At 67.5% G+C, this 16027-nt stretch carries 11 protein-coding genes; 5 read left to right on the forward strand and 6 right to left on the reverse strand.

The window, feature by feature from the left end:
* Window positions 1-368: 368 nt before the first annotated feature.
* On the reverse strand, window positions 369-1886 hold the full coding sequence (locus tag L5014_RS37425; RefSeq protein WP_238468899.1) for a peptide MFS transporter: 1518 nt from the start codon (window positions 1884-1886) through the stop codon (window positions 369-371).
* A 328-nt stretch (window positions 1887-2214) separates the two neighbouring features.
* Between L5014_RS37425 and L5014_RS37430 the strand changes: the two genes are divergently transcribed.
* Entirely contained in the window at window positions 2215-2790 is a 576-nt protein-coding gene (locus L5014_RS37430; RefSeq protein WP_238468900.1) for a helix-turn-helix domain-containing protein, read from the forward strand.
* Between the two features lie 108 nt (window positions 2791-2898).
* On the opposite strand, the gene L5014_RS37435 is transcribed toward L5014_RS37430, so the two are convergent.
* From L5014_RS37435 to L5014_RS37445, 3 genes are all read right to left on the reverse strand, one after another.
* On the reverse strand, window positions 2899-3303 hold the full coding sequence (locus tag L5014_RS37435) for a DUF1801 domain-containing protein (protein ID WP_238468901.1): 405 nt from the start codon (window positions 3301-3303) through the stop codon (window positions 2899-2901).
* A gap of 30 nt (window positions 3304-3333) precedes the next feature.
* The gene (locus L5014_RS37440; protein WP_238468902.1) at window positions 3334-3714 is read right to left on the reverse strand and encodes a copper resistance protein CopC; all 381 of its coding nucleotides are present in this window, start codon (window positions 3712-3714) and stop codon (window positions 3334-3336) included.
* A gap of 230 nt (window positions 3715-3944) precedes the next feature.
* Window positions 3945-6593: a helix-turn-helix transcriptional regulator gene (locus tag L5014_RS37445; protein WP_420800203.1), complete on the reverse strand. Its 2649-nt coding sequence runs from the start codon at window positions 6591-6593 to the stop codon at window positions 3945-3947.
* A 710-nt stretch (window positions 6594-7303) separates the two neighbouring features.
* Here L5014_RS37445 and L5014_RS37450 point away from each other — a divergent pair.
* From L5014_RS37450 to L5014_RS37465, 4 genes are read left to right on the forward strand one after another with little or no spacing between them, the layout of a single operon-like run.
* Window positions 7304-8305 carry a universal stress protein gene (locus tag L5014_RS37450; RefSeq protein ID WP_238468904.1) on the forward strand — a complete coding sequence of 334 codons (1002 nt, stop codon included), beginning with the start codon at window positions 7304-7306 and terminating at the stop codon, window positions 8303-8305.
* A 41-nt stretch (window positions 8306-8346) separates the two neighbouring features.
* The gene (locus L5014_RS37455) at window positions 8347-9669 is read left to right on the forward strand and encodes an MFS transporter (RefSeq protein ID WP_274389653.1); all 1323 of its coding nucleotides are present in this window, start codon (window positions 8347-8349) and stop codon (window positions 9667-9669) included.
* Between the two features lie 35 nt (window positions 9670-9704).
* A complete protein-coding gene (locus L5014_RS37460) occupies window positions 9705-10391 on the forward strand; it encodes a DsbA family oxidoreductase (RefSeq protein ID WP_238468905.1) in 687 nt (228 codons plus the stop codon).
* Window positions 10381-10701 carry a Rieske (2Fe-2S) protein gene (locus L5014_RS37465; protein ID WP_238468906.1) on the forward strand — a complete coding sequence of 107 codons (321 nt, stop codon included), beginning with the start codon at window positions 10381-10383 and terminating at the stop codon, window positions 10699-10701. Before L5014_RS37460 ends, L5014_RS37465 begins: the two co-directional genes overlap by 11 nt.
* A 604-nt stretch (window positions 10702-11305) precedes the next feature.
* Here the strand turns inward: L5014_RS37465 and L5014_RS37470 are convergent.
* On the reverse strand, window positions 11306-12325 hold the full coding sequence (locus L5014_RS37470) for an AraC family transcriptional regulator (RefSeq protein WP_238468907.1): 1020 nt from the start codon (window positions 12323-12325) through the stop codon (window positions 11306-11308).
* Window positions 12326-12572: 247 nt separating this feature from the next.
* A complete protein-coding gene (locus tag L5014_RS37475) occupies window positions 12573-15317 on the reverse strand; it encodes a LuxR C-terminal-related transcriptional regulator (protein ID WP_238468908.1) in 2745 nt (914 codons plus the stop codon).
* Between the last annotated feature and the right edge of the window lie 710 nt (window positions 15318-16027).

Genomic DNA, 16027 nt, shown 5'->3' on the forward strand with positions numbered 1-16027 from the left:
CCTCGATGCTCAGCACGTCCTGCATGGGGTCTTCTCCGGGCAAAAGCCAGAGTAAACGCGTCATGGCGCGGGTTTACAACTTTTGTGACAGGCGTTTTTACATTTCATGCGATTGCCCTGCGAGGTCCGACAAATAGCCCGGTAAATCGGTTTTATCTGATCGAACGCACCAGGCAATCGTGCAAAGCTCGCAAACGAGCCGCGATGGACCGAGAAATGAGCGAAACCCTCGCAAGTCCTGGAACTTGCGAGGGTTTCACCGCTGAATGTGGCGGAGAGGGCCCGAAGGACTGTCCTGCGAAGCAAGACAGCGGCATCAGGCAGATCCAGAGCCGGCGGCGCCTTGGCCGCGCGGCCCCGGTGCCAGCTTATTCAGCCGTTGCGAGTTGGCCTTTGCGGGCCACGGCACCTTCAGCATGCTCGCTGCTTTGCTGGTGCGCGCGCGAGAGGCGGCCCATCAGCGGCAGCAGCAGGATCGCGAGCAGCGCACCCGCCGCCGCCAGCCAGCCGAGGCCGTTGAAGAGCTTCTCGTAGAGCGGCAGCGATTCGAGCGGCGAAAGATTGCCTTCGGGCATCTTCGCGTAGGTGGCAACCACGCTGCCGAGGTATTGCGACACGCCCGTGGCCACGAAGTACGCGCCCATCATGAAGCCGCTCATGCGTGCGGGCACGTAGCGCGCGATCATCGCGAGGCCGAGGCCGCTCACGAGCAGTTCGCCGAGCGAGTAGAGGCCGTAGCCCGCCACCATGAACCACGACGAGACGCGGCCTTCCACGGCGTAGCGGCCGCTCGCCGCGAACACGAAGAAGCCCGCCGCCACCACGACGAAGCCGAGCGCGTACTTGGCCGCGACCGGCACGTCGCCGCCACGGCGCGCGAGGCCCGAGTAGATCGCCGCGAGGATCGGGCTCATCAGCATGATCCAGATGGGGTTCAGCGCCTGGAATTGCGCGGCGCTCCAGCTAAAGAGCGTCGTGCCGAACAGGTTGAACGCGGGGTCCACGTTGTGCACGGCGAACAACGTGAGCGACGTCGACATCTGCTGGTAGAACACGAAGAACAGGATCACCTGCAGCGTGAGGATCAGCGCGGCGGTGAGGCCCGCGCGCTCCTGGCGCTCGCAAGTGAAGAGCATCCAGCCGAAGATCGCGAGGATGGCCGCGGCCGCCGTGTAGACGCACGCCACGGCGAGCTGCTTGTCCTTGAGCACGACGAGCGTGGCCGCGCCAAGCGCGACGCCGCCGGCGAGCACGCACGCGAGACGCTTCCATTGCACGGGCTCCGCGTCCGGCGCCGAGCCGATTTGCGCGAGCGTGCGATGCATCAGGAAGAAGTTGGCGATGCCGAGCGCCATGCCGGCGCAGCAGACCGCGAACGCGGTGTGCCAGCCCCATTGGTCCTTGATCCACGGCGTGAGCAGCATCGAGAACGTCGAGCCGATATTGACCGCCATGTAGTAGATCGTGAAGGCGGCGTCGATGCGCGATTCGTCGCCTTCGTAGATGCGGCGCACGAGGTTGGCCGCATTCGACTTGAAGAGCCCATTGCCGACCACGATCACGCCGAGCGCGGCGTACATGAGCGTGAGCCCGTCGTCCGGCAGCGCCAGCAACAGATAGCCCGCGAGCAGAATGACCGCGCCGAGCACCATCGAGCGCCGCGCGCCGAGCACGCGGTCGCCGATCCAGCCGCCAATCGCTGGCGATGCATAGACGAGCGCCGCGAACGCGCCCCATGTCAGCGTCGCATGCTCTTCGGTGAAGCCGACGCGCTGGACCATGAACAGCACCAGGAGCGCCGCCATGCCGTAGTAACCGAAGCGCTCCCACATCTCGATCAGGAAGATCGTCGAGAACGATTTCGTCTTGGAAACCGATAAATTCATTGTGACCTCAATGTGCTGCGAAGGTGGCGAAGACACGCGTGAGCGTGTGAAGCGCGCGGCAACTTGCGCCAGACGTTGCGCGGCTTGCGTTGACGGCGCTTATGGCGCCCCTTGATTTCATGCCTCCTCCTTGCTGGTGTGCGGATCGCGCAGGCACCAGGTTTACAATTTGATATTTCTTAACGTTGGTCCGGCAGTGGCGGTTGCGGGTCGCGCAGGCGCACTGTTTCGGTGCCGGATCCTATAGGTGGAAATCCGGCAAGCCGGAAGGGTATCAAACAAGGTTTACTGTAATCAAACAAATTTTGATGGACTTGAACGCTCTCACATGGCTTCTACAGATGGAAAGCAGGATCCGGCTGCGCTGGCGTTAGGCGAGAAAATCCGCGCGCAGCGCCAGCGGCTGGGCCGGACGCTCGATCAGACGGCCACGGCGGCTGGCATTTCGAAGCCCTTTTTGTCGCAGGTGGAGCGCGGCCTGGCTTCGCCGTCGCTGACTTCGCTCTCGGGAATCGCGCGGGCACTGGGCGTGACGATGCAGTACTTCGTCGATACGCCTTCGGAGGAGCGCTCGGTCAAGCGTGGCGAGCAACTCGAATTTTTCGGTTTCGCGGATTCGGCGAACCTGTTTGCGCGGCTCACGAACACGGCCGGCGGGCGCCAGCTCGAATCGATTCTGGTGCGCATGCCCGTCGGGCAGAAGCGCTCGGAGGTCACCACGCACGCGGGGGAGGAGTTCCTCTACGTGATCGACGGCGTGGTGTCGCTCGAGCTGGAAGGCAAGGCGTTCTTGCTGCTCAAGGGCGACTCGGCGCATTACCAGTCGACCGTGCCGCATAGCTGGAGCAATGACGGCGACAAAGAAGCGGTGGTGGTCTGGGTGGGGACGCCGCGCCTGTTCTAGCGCGAGGCAGGGCCGGATGCTTGCGCGCGACCGGCGCTCTCCTGGCGGAGTTTGTTTGAGTCGATCAGGGCATGCGGGTCGGGCGCTTTTGCTGCTGCTTTTGCTGCTTTAGCTGCTCTTGTCGCTTTTGCTTGCAGGCGCTTTCTTCGTTTTCTTGAGCTGATTGAACTCGATCGCCGCGCGAATCAGCGCCTTCAAGGCGCGCGCATTGACCTTGTCGCCCTCGAAGAAGTCGATCGCGCGCCGCGCGTTGCCGTCGAGCCCGGCGTTGAAGAGCTTGTCGGGGTCGGGGAGGCTCGCGCCGTACTGGAACGTGAGCTTCACCTTGCCCTTGTGCGCGTTGGCCACCGCGATGATGCCATCGCGGTACCACACCGGGCTGCCCATCCACTTCCACTCCTCGACGATCTCCTTGTCCGCTTCGAGTATGGCCTTGCGCACGGCGGCGAAGGTCGCGCCGCGCCAGTCGGCGATACCTGCGATCAACGCGTCGATCTGTTCGGATGGGGTCATGGGCCGCTCCTTACTTCACCTTATTTCGCCTTACTTCACCGTGAAGCTGTAGTGGCCGGTCGTGCGGTGGCCGTCCGCGGCCACGGCGACCCACTTGACCGTGTACTTGCCCGCGGCGAGCGCATCGAGCGACACCGTCATGCGCTTGCCGTTGGCCGGATCGACGGCGGCTTTCTCGCGGATGACCGACTTGCCCGCCGAGTCGATGACGTCGATCGAGCTGAAGGCCGGTTCGAGCGCATCGTCGAAGTCGATCGCGACCGTGTTCTGCGCCGTCGTCACGGTCGAGCCCGCCGGCGGCTGCTGGTGGGTCGGATGCGCATGAGCCCAGGCCAGTTGCGCGCCGGCGAGTGCGAGCGCGCCCGCTGCGAGGCGCAAAGAACGGGGTAGCGCGATTTTTAGTTTCGTCATGATGGGTCGTTGATCGGGGCGGACGAGGTGCGGCGATTATGCCACGCACCCCGTTGCGTCCCCGGTTGCGTTCCTGGTCGCGTCCCCGGTCGTTTCCTGGCCCGTTTCCTGGCCGTTTCCTGGCCGCTTCCCGGCTGTTTCCCCGGCCATTTTCCCGGCCATTTTCCCGGCCATTTTCCCGCCATTTCCCGGCCATTTCCCAGCCATTTCCCGGTACCGAAGCCGGCGCGCTACTCCGCCATTTCGAGCAGCCCGAGCATGAGCGCGCGACGCACGGCGTGCTTGCGCGAACTGGCGTCGAGCTTGCCGAACAGATTCTTCAGGTGCCACTTGACGGTGGCTTCGCCCACGCCCAGCGCCAGCGCGATCTCCTTGTTGGAGAGCGCGCGGGCGAGCAGTTCGAGGATTTCGCGCTCCTTGGGGGTGAGGACGACGCCGGATACCGCCCGCGTTTGCGGCGTCGCCCGGATCGCGCGCGGCGCCGCAATCGGGCTCGGGCTGCGCGCGGCCTCGCCGGGCGATGTTTCGAGCGTGCGCCGCGCCCAGTCGGCCACGGCGGGGTGCAGATCGGAAAGCGTGCGGGTGAGATGGAAGGTCTGTGCGAGATCCACGGCTTCGAGCAGCAGCGCGCGGCCGCCCGCACCCGTTTGCTCCAGCGCGTAGGCGCGCAGCGCCATGATCTCGATGCCTTCGCAGCGGCGTTTCATCGCGTCGGCAAGCTGCGCGGCCTGATCGAGCGCGTCAAGCGCCTGCTGCCAGCGGCGCGCCGCGATGGCGGCGCTCGCCTGGGCCTGTGCCTGCATCAGCAAGACCTGGCGGCGCCATAGCGGGCGGGGCGACGCGGCTTCCTCGCGCGCGAGTTCGTCGATGCGCTGCATGAGCGCCTCGCAGGTCTGCACGCGATAGCAGTTCGCGTGCATGCGCACCTGCTCGGCGAGACTGGCCATGGACAGGCGCGGCAGCCGCCGCGTCACGCCGAGCGCATGCAGCGATTCGAGCAGATCGAGCGCGCGGTGCTCGGCGCCGCGTGCCGTTGCGACGCGCGCCGCCGTGCGCCAGGCGAGGACCACGGTGTCCGGCGTGCCGCTGCGCTCCAGAACGTCGAGCCGGTTGGCGAGCAGCGCGGCCGTGTCGTCGATGCGGTCGGCTTCGTAGGCGAGCGTCGCGCACAAGGTGGCCAGCATGCCACTGAGCGGATGACGGCGGCCGAGATCCGCGTCGGCGCTGGCGAGCGCGGGCATCAGCACGCTCTCGGCTAGCTGAAGCTGGCCCTCCTGGAGGTAGCTGAGCCCGACCACGAAGGTGCCCCAGCGACCGACGTAGCTTTGCGGCGCCTGGGGCTGGGTGTGCGTTTGGGCTTGCGTTTGGGTTTGCGTTTGGGTGTGAGTCTGCGTGTGCGTTCGCGTTTGGCTGTGCGTCGGCGCGGGGCCCTGCGGCGCGCGCTGCAAGAACTGCCGTGCCTGGGCGGGCTCGCCCAGCGCGAGCGCACGCGCGCCAAGCCGGTTCGCGTGCACCTGGGCAAGCCACGGATGCGTGCTCGGCGCCGCATCCGCCCACGGCTCGAACAGGGCGACGCAGCGGTCGATATCGTCGGCGAACCACGCGGCGGCGCTCAGGATCAGCGCGCATTCGTAGCGCAATTCGGCATCGACGCCCGGCCCCGCGAGCACGCGCTCGACCTGCCGCTCGGCTTCGGGGTGGCGCTCGCCGAGCGCGAGCGCCCATGCCGCCGCAAGACGCAGGCGCGGGCGCGCTTCGAGCTCTGCCTCGGGCAGCAGCTCGAGCCACTCCAGCATGGCGGGCAGGTGCCCTTGGCGCACCGCGTCCAGCAGGCTGCGCTCGGCCAGCTCGAACGCCAGCCCGTGCTGTCCCGCCGCGTGCGCATGGCGCGCCGCCTGCTCGGTCATGCCTTGCGCCGCGAGCCAGGCGGCGGCGCGTGCGTGCAATTGAGCCTGCGGCTGCGTTTGCGATTGTGGTTGCGGCTGCGGCTGCGACTGGGTTGGCGTTGGCGACTGCGGTTGCGATTGCGATTGCGGTTGTGTTTGCGACTGCGACTGCGACTGCGGGTGCGGTTGCGGCTGCGATTGCGTCTGCGTTTGACCCGGCGCTTGCGGTTGCGTCCGGGATTCCGCGTCTTCGGCTTGCGGCCATTGCGCGAGCCGCGCGCGCAGCACGTCGCGCACGAGCGCATGGAGCTGGAGCCATTCGTTGCCGTCCGCGGCCGTGAACATCGGCGTGTCGCGCGCGAGACGCGCGAGTCGCTCGGGCGCCTGCGCCTCGCCGGTCAGCGCGACGCACAGCGCCGGATGGAGCGTGTCGACGATGCTGATGCGCGTGAGAAAGTCGACATCGGCGGGCGCGAGCCGGGCGATCAGCGCTTGCAGCAGACGCTCGCGCAATTCGCCGGACGCACCCTCCAGCGGCTCGACGATCTGGCGCGGGTCGCTCGCGCGCTCCATCGCGGCCAGCGCCAGTTGCAGGCCCAGCGGCCAGCCTTCGCACAGCTCGAAGAGCCGCGCGCCGGCGTCGGCGTCGGCGCGCTCGCCGAAGCGAGCGGCCACCAGCGCGATGGTTTCGTCGATCCGCAGACGCAGCGCGTCGGCGTCCACCCACACGCACTGGCCATAGGCGAGCAGATCGGCGAGCGGCGCGTCGAGCCCGTGCCGCGCCGCCACGACCGTGCGCAGGTTCGGCGGCGCGTTGTGCAGGATATAGACGAGCGCGCGCACGCCGGAGGCGGGCAGCCGCTCCGCTTCGTCGACGATCAGCACCAGCTCGAACGAGAGCTGCGCCACCTCCGCGAGCCAGGCCGTCACGCCTTCCAGCTCGGACGCCGCGCCTACCGTGCCTACCGTGCCCATCGCCCCCATCGCCCCCATCGCACCATCGGCCAGGTGGCGCGCGAAGGCGGGGCGCGCGCAGGCCGTGCGCACCGCCTGCACGAGTCCGGGCACGAGGCGCTGCGCCTCGTCGCGCTCATCGGCGGAAAACCAGGCGACGGCGGTGCCGTGCGAGAGATATTCGCGCCGCCAGAGTGCCAGCAGCGAGGTCTTGCCGAAGCCCGCGGGCGCTTGCACGAGCACCGCCGCGCGCTCGCGCAAGGCGGCGTTCGCGGCGCTCAGCCGCGCGCGCGTGAGCAGGTGCGCCGGCTCGCGCGGGGCGACGGTCTTCAGGACGAGCTCGCTGGCTGCGCGCTCCGTGCCCGGTGCGTTTTTAGACGAGGACGGTACCGAGGGTGGCAACGAGGGTGGCAATGAAGGTGGCAACGAGGGCGGCACTGAAGGGGGCATCTGGCGGGCAGGATCGAATCGACCGGCCAGCTTTGCGGCTGGCGGGCGCGGGGATGCGGCATCAAAGCATCGGCTGGACAGGCGGCCCGCGTCAAGCCCCCTCTCGCGCCGAACCCCTCCGCGCCGAGGGGGGCGCTCGCGCGCCGCGTCACTATCATCTGTTTCAAGGCGGGCGAGGCAGCGCGTCGGGAGGGACCGGCACCGGACGGGCCGGCGCGCTACCGGCAAGGTACTGGCAAGGTCGGCACAAGCGCGCGGCCCGCCTGCTGTGTCCGCCGGATTTGTGTGAGTGGGAGCCCATGTATCGTCATTTTCTCGTTCCCGTGGACGATTCCGATGCCGGCATCGACACGGTGGCCCATGCGGTTGCGCTGGCGCGCTCGGTGGGCGCGCGCATCACGTTCGCGCACTTCGCGCGCGCGTCGCAGGACGGCGAGCGGGCGGCGGCCGGGCGCCTCTTCGACGACTGCGTGCGCGAGATGGTCGCCATGAAGGCCGAGGCGGCAGCGCGCGCGCTGGGCGTGCCGTGCGAGTCGATGGGCGTGGCCGGATCGGCTGCGCAGCATGCGCTTGCGGATGCCGCGCGCGCATGGGGCTGCGACCTCGTTTGCGTCGCGCCGCAGGCGCTCGTGGCGCGCGATGGCGTTGACGAGGGCGGCGGCGAGGGCGAGGGCGGCGGCGTTGCTGGTTTTTTCGCGGGCATGGATGCCGAGCAGTTCGCGGCGCTGGACGTGCCGGTGCTGAACTGCGTCGTGCGGCGCGGCCCGGCGGCGGCGCGCGTGGTGGCGGCGCTCTACCGCGCTCATCGCGCCACGGCCGTCGCGCTGTGCGAGCGGCTGGCCCATTTTGGGCTGGCCCATCTCGGGCTGGCCCAGTCCGGGCAGGCTCTTCCAGGGTTGGGCCACGACGGGTTGCCCGATCCCGGGATAGACGCTTTGCGTATCCCGCGCTTCGGCTCCAGCGACGTCTGCGGGTTTTCCTCGCTGCTGCGTGAGCGCACGAGCGTGGTCGACGCCGAGCTTGGCGAACTGGAGCACCAGCATCGGCGGGGTACGGCGCTGTTCGCGGAGCTAATGCATGCCGTCGACGAGGCCGCCAAATCTACCGGATCTACCGGCGTCGCGCCGCCCGCGCGCGTCGAGGAAGTGTTGAACGGCTACGCGCAGTTCGTCTGGGAATACTTCGGGCGCAAGGAAGGCGTGATCGTGCCCGCCGCGCAGCGTTATCTGCGCGAAGACGACTGGCGCGAGCTCGAAGCGGCCTTCGCCGCGAGCGCCACCGGGCGGGCCGTAGGGCCGTAGCGCCAGCGAGCCAGAGAAGTCGAATAGTGAAGGAGACAGAGTTGCATACGCATTCCATCGAGATCGGCACCTGCACGCAGGACGCGGCCGATGCTTCCCCGCGAGCCTATGCGTGGGTCGTGTTCGCGCTGACGTTCGCGCTGCTGCTGTCCGACTACATGTCGCGCCAGGTCCTCAATGCGGTCTTTCCGCTGCTCAAGGCGACCTGGGGGCTGTCCGACACGCGTCTGGGCTCGTTGAGCAGCATCGTCGCGCTGATGGTCGGCGTGCTGACGTTTCCGCTCTCCGTGATCGCCGACCGCTGGGGGCGCGTGAGAAGCATCGTCCTCATGGCGGGGCTCTGGAGTCTCGCCACGCTCGGCTGCGCCGCCGCGGCCAGCTATGGCGAGATGCTGCTTGCGCGCGCGTTCGTGGGACTGGGCGAGGCAGCGTATGGGAGCGTCGGCGTCGCGCTGATTCTCAGCATCTTCCCGGCGCGTCTGCGCTCGACGCTCACCGGCGCCTTCATGGCCGGCGGCGCGTTCGGGTCGGTGCTGGGCATGGCGGCGGGCGGCGTGCTGGCGGTGCATCTGGGCTGGCGCGCTGCGTTCGGCACGATGGCGTGCCTCGGCTTCGCGCTCGTGGTCGCGTTTCGCCTCGTCGTCACGGAAGCGCGCATTGCGCAGGACCGCGGCGCTCGCGTGCCTGGCGCGGCGCAAGACGTCAAGCGTCCCGGCCTGCGCAGTGTGTTCGCGGGACTGTTCTCCACGGTCTCGGTGATCTGCGCGTATCTCGGCAGCGGCCTGCAACTCTTCATCATGGGCGCCGTGGTGGCCTGGATGCCGAGCTACCTGAACCGTTACTACGACCTGCCGCCCGACCGCGCGGCAGTGGCGGCGGCGGTGTTCGTTCTGCTCGGCGGAACCGGCATGATCGTGTGCGGCGCGATGACTGACCGCGTGAGCCGGCACGTGCCCGGACGCAAGTGGACGATGGCGATTGCGTTTTCGCTGCTGTCGTTCGTGTTGCTCGGCGGCGGCTTTTACGCGAGCCCCGGCCCGCTGCAACTCGCGTTGCTCGGCTGCGGCATCTTCGTCGTGGCCGGCACCTCGGGGCCGGCTGGCGCGATGGTCGCCAATCTCACGCATGAGTCGATCCATTCGCCGGCGTTCGCCACGCTCACGCTCGTGAACAACCTGATCGGACTCGCGCCGGGTCCGATAGTCACGGGCTTTATCGCGGATCGCATCGGCCTGGTTGGCGCGTTGCAGGTCGCACCGCTCGTGGCGCTCGTGGCGGCCCTCGCGTTTGCGCTCGGCAAGCGTCGCTATGGCTCGGGGATGCAGGCTGTGCGCAGCCGTTATCCGGCGTCCGCGCCTCAATGACTGTGACCCATGACCACGCCGTGGAGCATGTATCGATGACTCATTCGCTTTCTCCCGCTTCTCCTGGTTCTCCCGCCCGGCTGCTGCGCGTCGATTTCCACTTCGACTTTATTTGCCCGTGGTGCCTGATCGGCAAGCGCAATCTCGAAGCCGCGATTGCCGCGCTAGAGGCGCGCCAGCCGCACATGAGCGTGCAGGTCGTGTGGCACCCGCTCGAACTGCTGCCTCATACGCCGCCGGGCGGCCTGCCTTACGAGGCGTTCTACCTGGCGCGTCTTGGCAGCGCGCAGGCCGTTGCGCAGCGGCGCGCGCAGGTGCGCCAGGCTGCACATAGCGCGGGCGTCGAGCTGGCGTTCGAGCGCATTCGTGTGATGCCGAACACGGCGGCGGCTCACGAACTGGTTGCGCGCGCAACCGACAAGGACGGCGAGCGCGGACGCGGCCTGCAGGCGGAGCTTATCGAACGGCTCTTTAGCGCATATTTCGTCGAGGGCGAGGATATCGGCGATGCGCCCACGCTCTCGCGCATCGCGCGCGCATATGGCGTCGACGATGCGGCACCCGCGCCGCGTGTGGACGGTGCTTCGCTCCGGGTCGATGGCGTGCCGTTTTTCGTGTTCGAAGGGCGCTACGCGGTGAGCGGCGCGCAACCGCCGCAGGTATTGGTCGACGCGATGCTGCGGGCGGTGGAGCTGGCTCAGGAGCGCGAACATGAAGCGTGAAGTCGCCGTCGGCGCGGCGGAAGGCCTGGCGCAGGGGCAGCGCAAGCTCGTTTTTATCGACGGGCGCAGCGTGGTGGTCTTCAATGTGGCCGGTAAACTGCACGCGATAGAGAATAGTTGCCCGCACAACGGGGCGTCGCTGGCTAATGGAAATCTGGATGGCAGCCTGCTGACTTGCCCGGCGCACGGATTGCGATTTGATTTGAGTACCGGCTGCATGCCGGGGGCGGGTTTTGGGCAATTGTGTCTGGATGTGCTGCCTGTAAGGACGGTTGACGGGCAGTTGATGATTGAGGTCGAGCAGGCCTGAGTGCTTTTGGTGCGTTTCCTTGTATTCGTGTCGGTCTATTAGTGTTGCCCCTGTGCGGGGCGGCACCTACTTTTCTTTGCAGCGGCAAAGAAAAGTAGGCAAAAGAAAGCCGCTCAAACCGCTAGTGTTACGCAGTGGACCACTTGCCTATTATCGGAGCGGTTCCGGAGCGTCTGCCATCACGCGCCATACAACGGAGTGACTAAGGGCTCATTCCTCCGGCGGCGCTACGCGCGCCGTGGGGCATAATCCAAAACCATCAGGATGCCTGTGCATCGATGCTGCGCAAGCGTATTCGAGTGCGCAGGCAGCACGCTTGGTTTCCCTTGCATACCCGACCGCTGCGCGCGTAGCGAGCAGCGGGATGAATGAGTCCTTTGTCACTAACGTTGAATGTGCGAGGTGACGGATGCCCCGGAACCACTTCGATCACGGGCAAGTGGTGGACGGCGTCACACTAGCGGTTTGAGCCGCTTTCTTTTGCCTACTTTTCTTTGCGGCTGCAAAGAAAAGTAGGTGCCGCCCCGCACAGGGGCAACGCTGGCAGACCGACACGAACACAAGGAAACGCGAAAAACCGAAAAACCGGAAACAGCAGAAAAACTCAGTGCCCTCCAAAATACACCGCCCGCCAGCGACTTGGCGGCTGCCCAAACTCCGCACTAAACCACCTTGAAAACGCGCTAGGCTCCGAAAACCCCAACCGATCACTAATATCAGCCACCGTATGGCGCGGCTGCGCCAGATACCGCATCGCAAGCGACGCGCGCACCTCGTTCACGAGCAACGAGAACCGCTCGCCACGTTGTTCGAGTTGCCGCTGCAACGTGCGCGGCGCGACGCCGAGGCGCTCGCTCACGAGCTCGATCGTGCCCGCGCCGCGAGGCAGCAAAAGATGGATCGCGCGGCGCACGTTGTCGGCGAGCGAAACTTCGCCATAGCGCGGCTGCAAATCGAGCAGTTCCTGCGCGTAGCGCGCGAGATGAGCATCGGCGAGCGGGCTAGCACGATCGAGATCGCGGCGGGCCAGCACGATGCCGTCGAACTCGCTGTCGAATTCGATTCGTGATCCGAAGAAACGCCGGTGCACTTCAAGGCGCTCGGGCGCCGCATGCGCGAAATGCACGGCGCGCGGCGCGTACTGGGCGCCGAGCATGGCGCGCACGAGACTCAGCACGGCACCCACGGTCAACTCCACGATCTCTGGCCCCGGTTCCGGGCGCGCGGTGACGAGCGCGACGTGCAGCACCGCCGTATCGTCGATTTCCTCGAGTTGCACCGACACCGAATCGCTCAGCAGATGCCGGTAGGGCTCGACGCGCGCGAGCGCCTCGCGCAGCGTGGGCTGATGTTGCAGCAAGAGACTGAGCGAGCCGAAGTCGGAGAGACGCCATGCCTCGCCTATGCGCGCGCCGAGCGTGCGGCACTCGGCCCGCCCGGCGCCGCCCGCCAGCGAGACCTCGAATACGCGCGCCAGGCTCGATTCGGGAATGCGCAGGTCGGGCGTCGTGAGGCAGGACAGATCGAGCCCCGCCTCGCGCAGCGCACGGACCGGATCGATGCCCGCGTGGCGGGCAATTTCCGAATACTTGGTCAGGGAGGCGCTACGAACCAGAATGGACATGGGGTCACAAGAGGGGCTGCAATGATGATCGCGGGGCAGGTGCCGCACGGCGAACTTTTCGAACATAGCGTCGCGCCGGCGCGTCGTCTGTGCGGAATAACCATGAGCGCGCGCATGTCGCCAGGCGTCAGGTCGTGGCGCGCAGGGTCAAGCACGCGGGCCGCGCGTTTTACACAATGGCCACCGATGCCGTTACAGCAGTACAGGCCCGCGCCGCGCGAATTCGGCCGGACTCAGTGAACGCGGCTCAATCGCCGCTTTCCAGCAACCCCAGCAATTGAGCGCGCAGCACCGCATGCTTGCGCGAGCTCGCGCTCAGCTTACCGAACAGGTTCTTCACATGCCACTTGGCGGTGACTTCGCCGACGCCGATTGCCTGCGCGATTTCCTTGTTGGAGAGATTGCGCGCCAGCAATTCGAGCACCTCGCGCTCCTTGGGCGTGAGCACCATGCTCGGCACCGCGCGCGGCGCGGCCTGCGCGCGCCGGGGGCTGCCGCCGGGCTGGGCCATGCGCGCAAGCGGCGCCGCCGCGAAGCCCGCCTGCTCGCCGCTGCCTTGCGCGATGCCGCGCACCCAGTCGGCCAGCGCCGGATGCGCGTCCGCGAACACGCGCACGAGGCCATAGGTGCCGGTCAGTCCGATCGCCTCGCGCAGCAGCGGAAGGCCGTCTTCGCCATTGCCTTTGCTCGCGAGCGCGCGCAGTCCCATGATCTCGATACGCTCGCGCCCGAGCTTCATGGCGTCGGCGAGCGTTTGCGCGCGGCTCAGCCACTCGAGCGCACGCGTCCAGTTCTGCTCGGCAAGCGCCGTGTACGCATGCGTCATGGCCTGGCGCCGGGTCACGTCGCGGTGCCAGAGCGGGCCACGACGCGATGGTTTCGTTTCTTCCGCTTCGTCCGCTCCTTCGGTTCGTTCGGACTGCTCGACGAGTGTGTCGAGCTGCGCGCTCAGCGCGCGGCAGGTTTCGGCGCGCGCGTGGCCCGCGTGAATGCGCACGCGCTCCGCGAGACTCGCAATACACAGGCGCGGCAACTCGCGCGCGGTGCCGGCGGCGTGCATCGCTTCGAGCAGATCGAGCGCGCGCCGCTCCACGCCTTGGGCCTGCGCCACGCGCGCCGCGCACACATAAGCGAGCAGCGAAGTTTCGGCGGTGCCGGCGCGCTCGAGCACGTCGAGCCGGTTCGCGAGCAGCGCATCGGCTTCGTCCACGCAGTCGCGCTCGAAGAGGGCGGCCGCAAGCACGGCCGCGAGCATGCAGGGCAGCGGATGGCGGCGGCCCAGCTCGGCTTCGGCGCTCGTCAGCGCGGGGCGCAGCACGGTCTCGGCGAGCACGGCCTGACCTTCGCTCAGGTAGCTCAAGCCGCTCACGAACTCGCCCCAATGCGCGGCGTAGCGGTGCGCCTTGCCGAAGTCGCCGCGCGGCGTGAGTTGCAGATGGCGGCGCGCGTTGGCGGGCTCGCCTTGCAGCAGCTCGGCGAGCGCGAGGCGATTCGCGTGCGTCTGGATCTGGCGCGGCTCCGCGAGCGGCGGCGGCTCGCGCCACGGCGCAAGCAGCGCGAGGAAGCGGTCGGGTTCGTCGGCGTAATAAGCCGCGACGCTCAGGATCAGCGCGCATTCGTAGCGCCGCTCGGGCGCGCAATCGGGCGCCTCGGCCATGGGCGCCACGAGTTGCCCGGCCTCGGCGTGGCGCTCGCTGAGCGCGAGTGCCCAGGCCGCCGCGAGGCGCAGGTCGGGCTGCCGGTCGAGCTCCTCGCCGGGCAGCAGTTCGAGCCATTCGAGCGCGGCGGCGAGGCGCCCCTGCATGACCGCGCCATAGAGCGAGCGCCCCGCGAGCTCGAACGCCACTTCGCGCTCGCCGGCCGCATGCGCGTGGCGCGCCGCTTCTTCGTGGATGCCGTGCTCGGCGAGCCAGCGCATCGCGCGTCTGTGCAGGCCGGCGAGCTCGTCGGGCGGCAGCTCGGCAAGACGCGCGCCGAGCGCCGCGCGCGCGAGCGTATGCAGGCGGCACCAGTCGCTGCCATCGCTGGCCATGAAGATGGACGTATCGCGCATGAGCCGCGCGAATTGCGCGGGGGCCTGCGGGTCGTCGAGCAGCGCGCGGCACAGATCGGGATGCAGCATGTCGACGAGCGCGAGGCGCGTGAGGAACGCGACGTCTTCGGGCGCGAGCCGCGCGAGCAGGCTGCCCACCAGATTTTCGCCCTCGACGCCGGGCTGACCCTGCATGGCGTCGATGACACCGCGCGGATCGCCGCTCTTTTCCATTGCTGCGAGCGCGAGTTGCAGGCCGAGCGGCCAGCCATCGCTGAATTCGTGCAGACGTGCGCAACTGTCGGTGTCCACGCGCTCGCCAAAGCGCCGGCGCACGAGCGCCAGCGTTTCATCGAGGCGAAAGCGCAGCGCCTCGGGACCGAGGCAGACGCACTGCCCATAGGCGCTCAGGTCATCGACGGCGGTCTCGAAGCCGCCGCGCGCGGCTACCACGATGCGCAGATTCGCGGGCGCATTGTGCAGCAGGTAGAGCAGCGCCGCGCTGCCCACGGGCGAGAGCCGTTCGGCTTCGTCGACGATCAGCACGAGGTCGAGCGCCGACTGCGCGACCTCGGCGAGCCAGGCCGTGAGGCCCTCGGTGGCGTCGGGCGTGGCGAACGGGCTTTCGAGCAGCGTGCGCCCGAACTCGGGCCGCGCGCCGCCCACGCGCACGGCGAGCACGAGGCTTTGCAAGAAGCGTTGCGGGTCGTCGTGCGCATCGGCGGACACCCACGCGACGGCGGCACCGTGCGCGAGATGCTCGCGGCGCCATTGCGCGAGCAGCAGCGTCTTGCCGAAGCCGGGCGGCGCCTGCACGACGATGGCGGGCTGGTTGCGCAAGGGCTCACTGTCGAGATTCAGGCGCTCGCGCGCGAGCAGGTGGCGCGGCGCGCGCGGCGGCGTGGTCTTGAGCGTGAGTTCGGAAAACGGGGGCGGTGCGCCGCGGTTCGCGGGGGTCATCTGGTGAATCGAAATAGGCCTCGCGGCGCGGAGTATCGGTCGGACGATTATATGCACGGCAGCGCCCTCGCTGACAATCCGGTGACTGCCGGGTGGCTTGGGGTGCCACTTTTTTTTGCGGCTTCTGGTTTTTCGCGTTTCCTTGTGTTCGTGGTGGTCTATTAGCGTTGCCCCTGTGCGGGGCGGCACCTACTTTTCTTTGCAGCCGCAAAGAAAAGTAGGCAAAAGAAAGCGGCTCACACCGCCAGTGTGACGCAGTGGACCACTTGCCCATTATCGGAGTGGTTCCGGAGCATCCGTCACCCCGCACCTTCAACGGTAGTGACAAAGGAGTCATTCATCCCGCTGCTCGCTACGCGTGCAGCGGTTGGGTCTGCAAAGGAAACCGAGGGTGCTGATGAACGAGCAAGAATGCATGCGCCCTATCGATGCGTATGCGCTCCACTGGTTTGGGGTTATGCCCCACGGGGCGCGTAGCGCCGCCGGAGGGATGAGTCCTTAGTCACTCTGTTGTACGGCGCGTGATGACAGACGCTCCGGAACCGCTCCGATTACGGGCAAGTGGTGGACGGCGTCACACTAGCGGTGTGAGCGGCTTTCTTTTGCCTACTTGTATATTCTCTCCTGTGGTGCCAGCCTGATCAGTTGTCGCCGCATTGGACCGATAGCTCGTCTGCCTACAGGGTCTTCGAGCCCGCAGAAAAGCCTGA

It is taken from the genome of Paraburkholderia tagetis (assembly GCF_022213065.1).
GTDB classification, from domain to species: Bacteria; Pseudomonadota; Gammaproteobacteria; order Burkholderiales; family Burkholderiaceae; genus Paraburkholderia; species Paraburkholderia tagetis.

Bases quoted from the DNA above. Each gene is read 5' to 3' on its own strand.
- L5014_RS37425 (WP_238468899.1), bottom strand. From the start codon at position 1,886: ATGAATTTATCGGTTTCCAAGACGAAATCGTTCTCGACGATCTTCCTG.
- L5014_RS37430 (WP_238468900.1), top strand. From the start codon at position 2,215: ATGGCTTCTACAGATGGAAAGCAGGATCCGGCTGCGCTGGCGTTAGGC.
- L5014_RS37435 (WP_238468901.1), bottom strand. From the start codon at position 3,303: ATGACCCCATCCGAACAGATCGACGCGTTGATCGCAGGTATCGCCGAC.
- L5014_RS37440 (WP_238468902.1), bottom strand. From the start codon at position 3,714: ATGACGAAACTAAAAATCGCGCTACCCCGTTCTTTGCGCCTCGCAGCG.
- L5014_RS37445 (WP_420800203.1), bottom strand. From the start codon at position 6,593: ATGGGGGCGATGGGGGCGATGGGCACGGTAGGCACGGTAGGCGCGGCG.
- L5014_RS37450 (WP_238468904.1), top strand. From the start codon at position 7,304: ATGTATCGTCATTTTCTCGTTCCCGTGGACGATTCCGATGCCGGCATC.
- L5014_RS37460 (WP_238468905.1), top strand. From the start codon at position 9,705: ATGACTCATTCGCTTTCTCCCGCTTCTCCTGGTTCTCCCGCCCGGCTG.
- L5014_RS37465 (WP_238468906.1), top strand. From the start codon at position 10,381: ATGAAGCGTGAAGTCGCCGTCGGCGCGGCGGAAGGCCTGGCGCAGGGG.
- L5014_RS37470 (WP_238468907.1), bottom strand. From the start codon at position 12,325: ATGTCCATTCTGGTTCGTAGCGCCTCCCTGACCAAGTATTCGGAAATT.
- L5014_RS37475 (WP_238468908.1), bottom strand. From the start codon at position 15,317: ATGACCCCCGCGAACCGCGGCGCACCGCCCCCGTTTTCCGAACTCACG.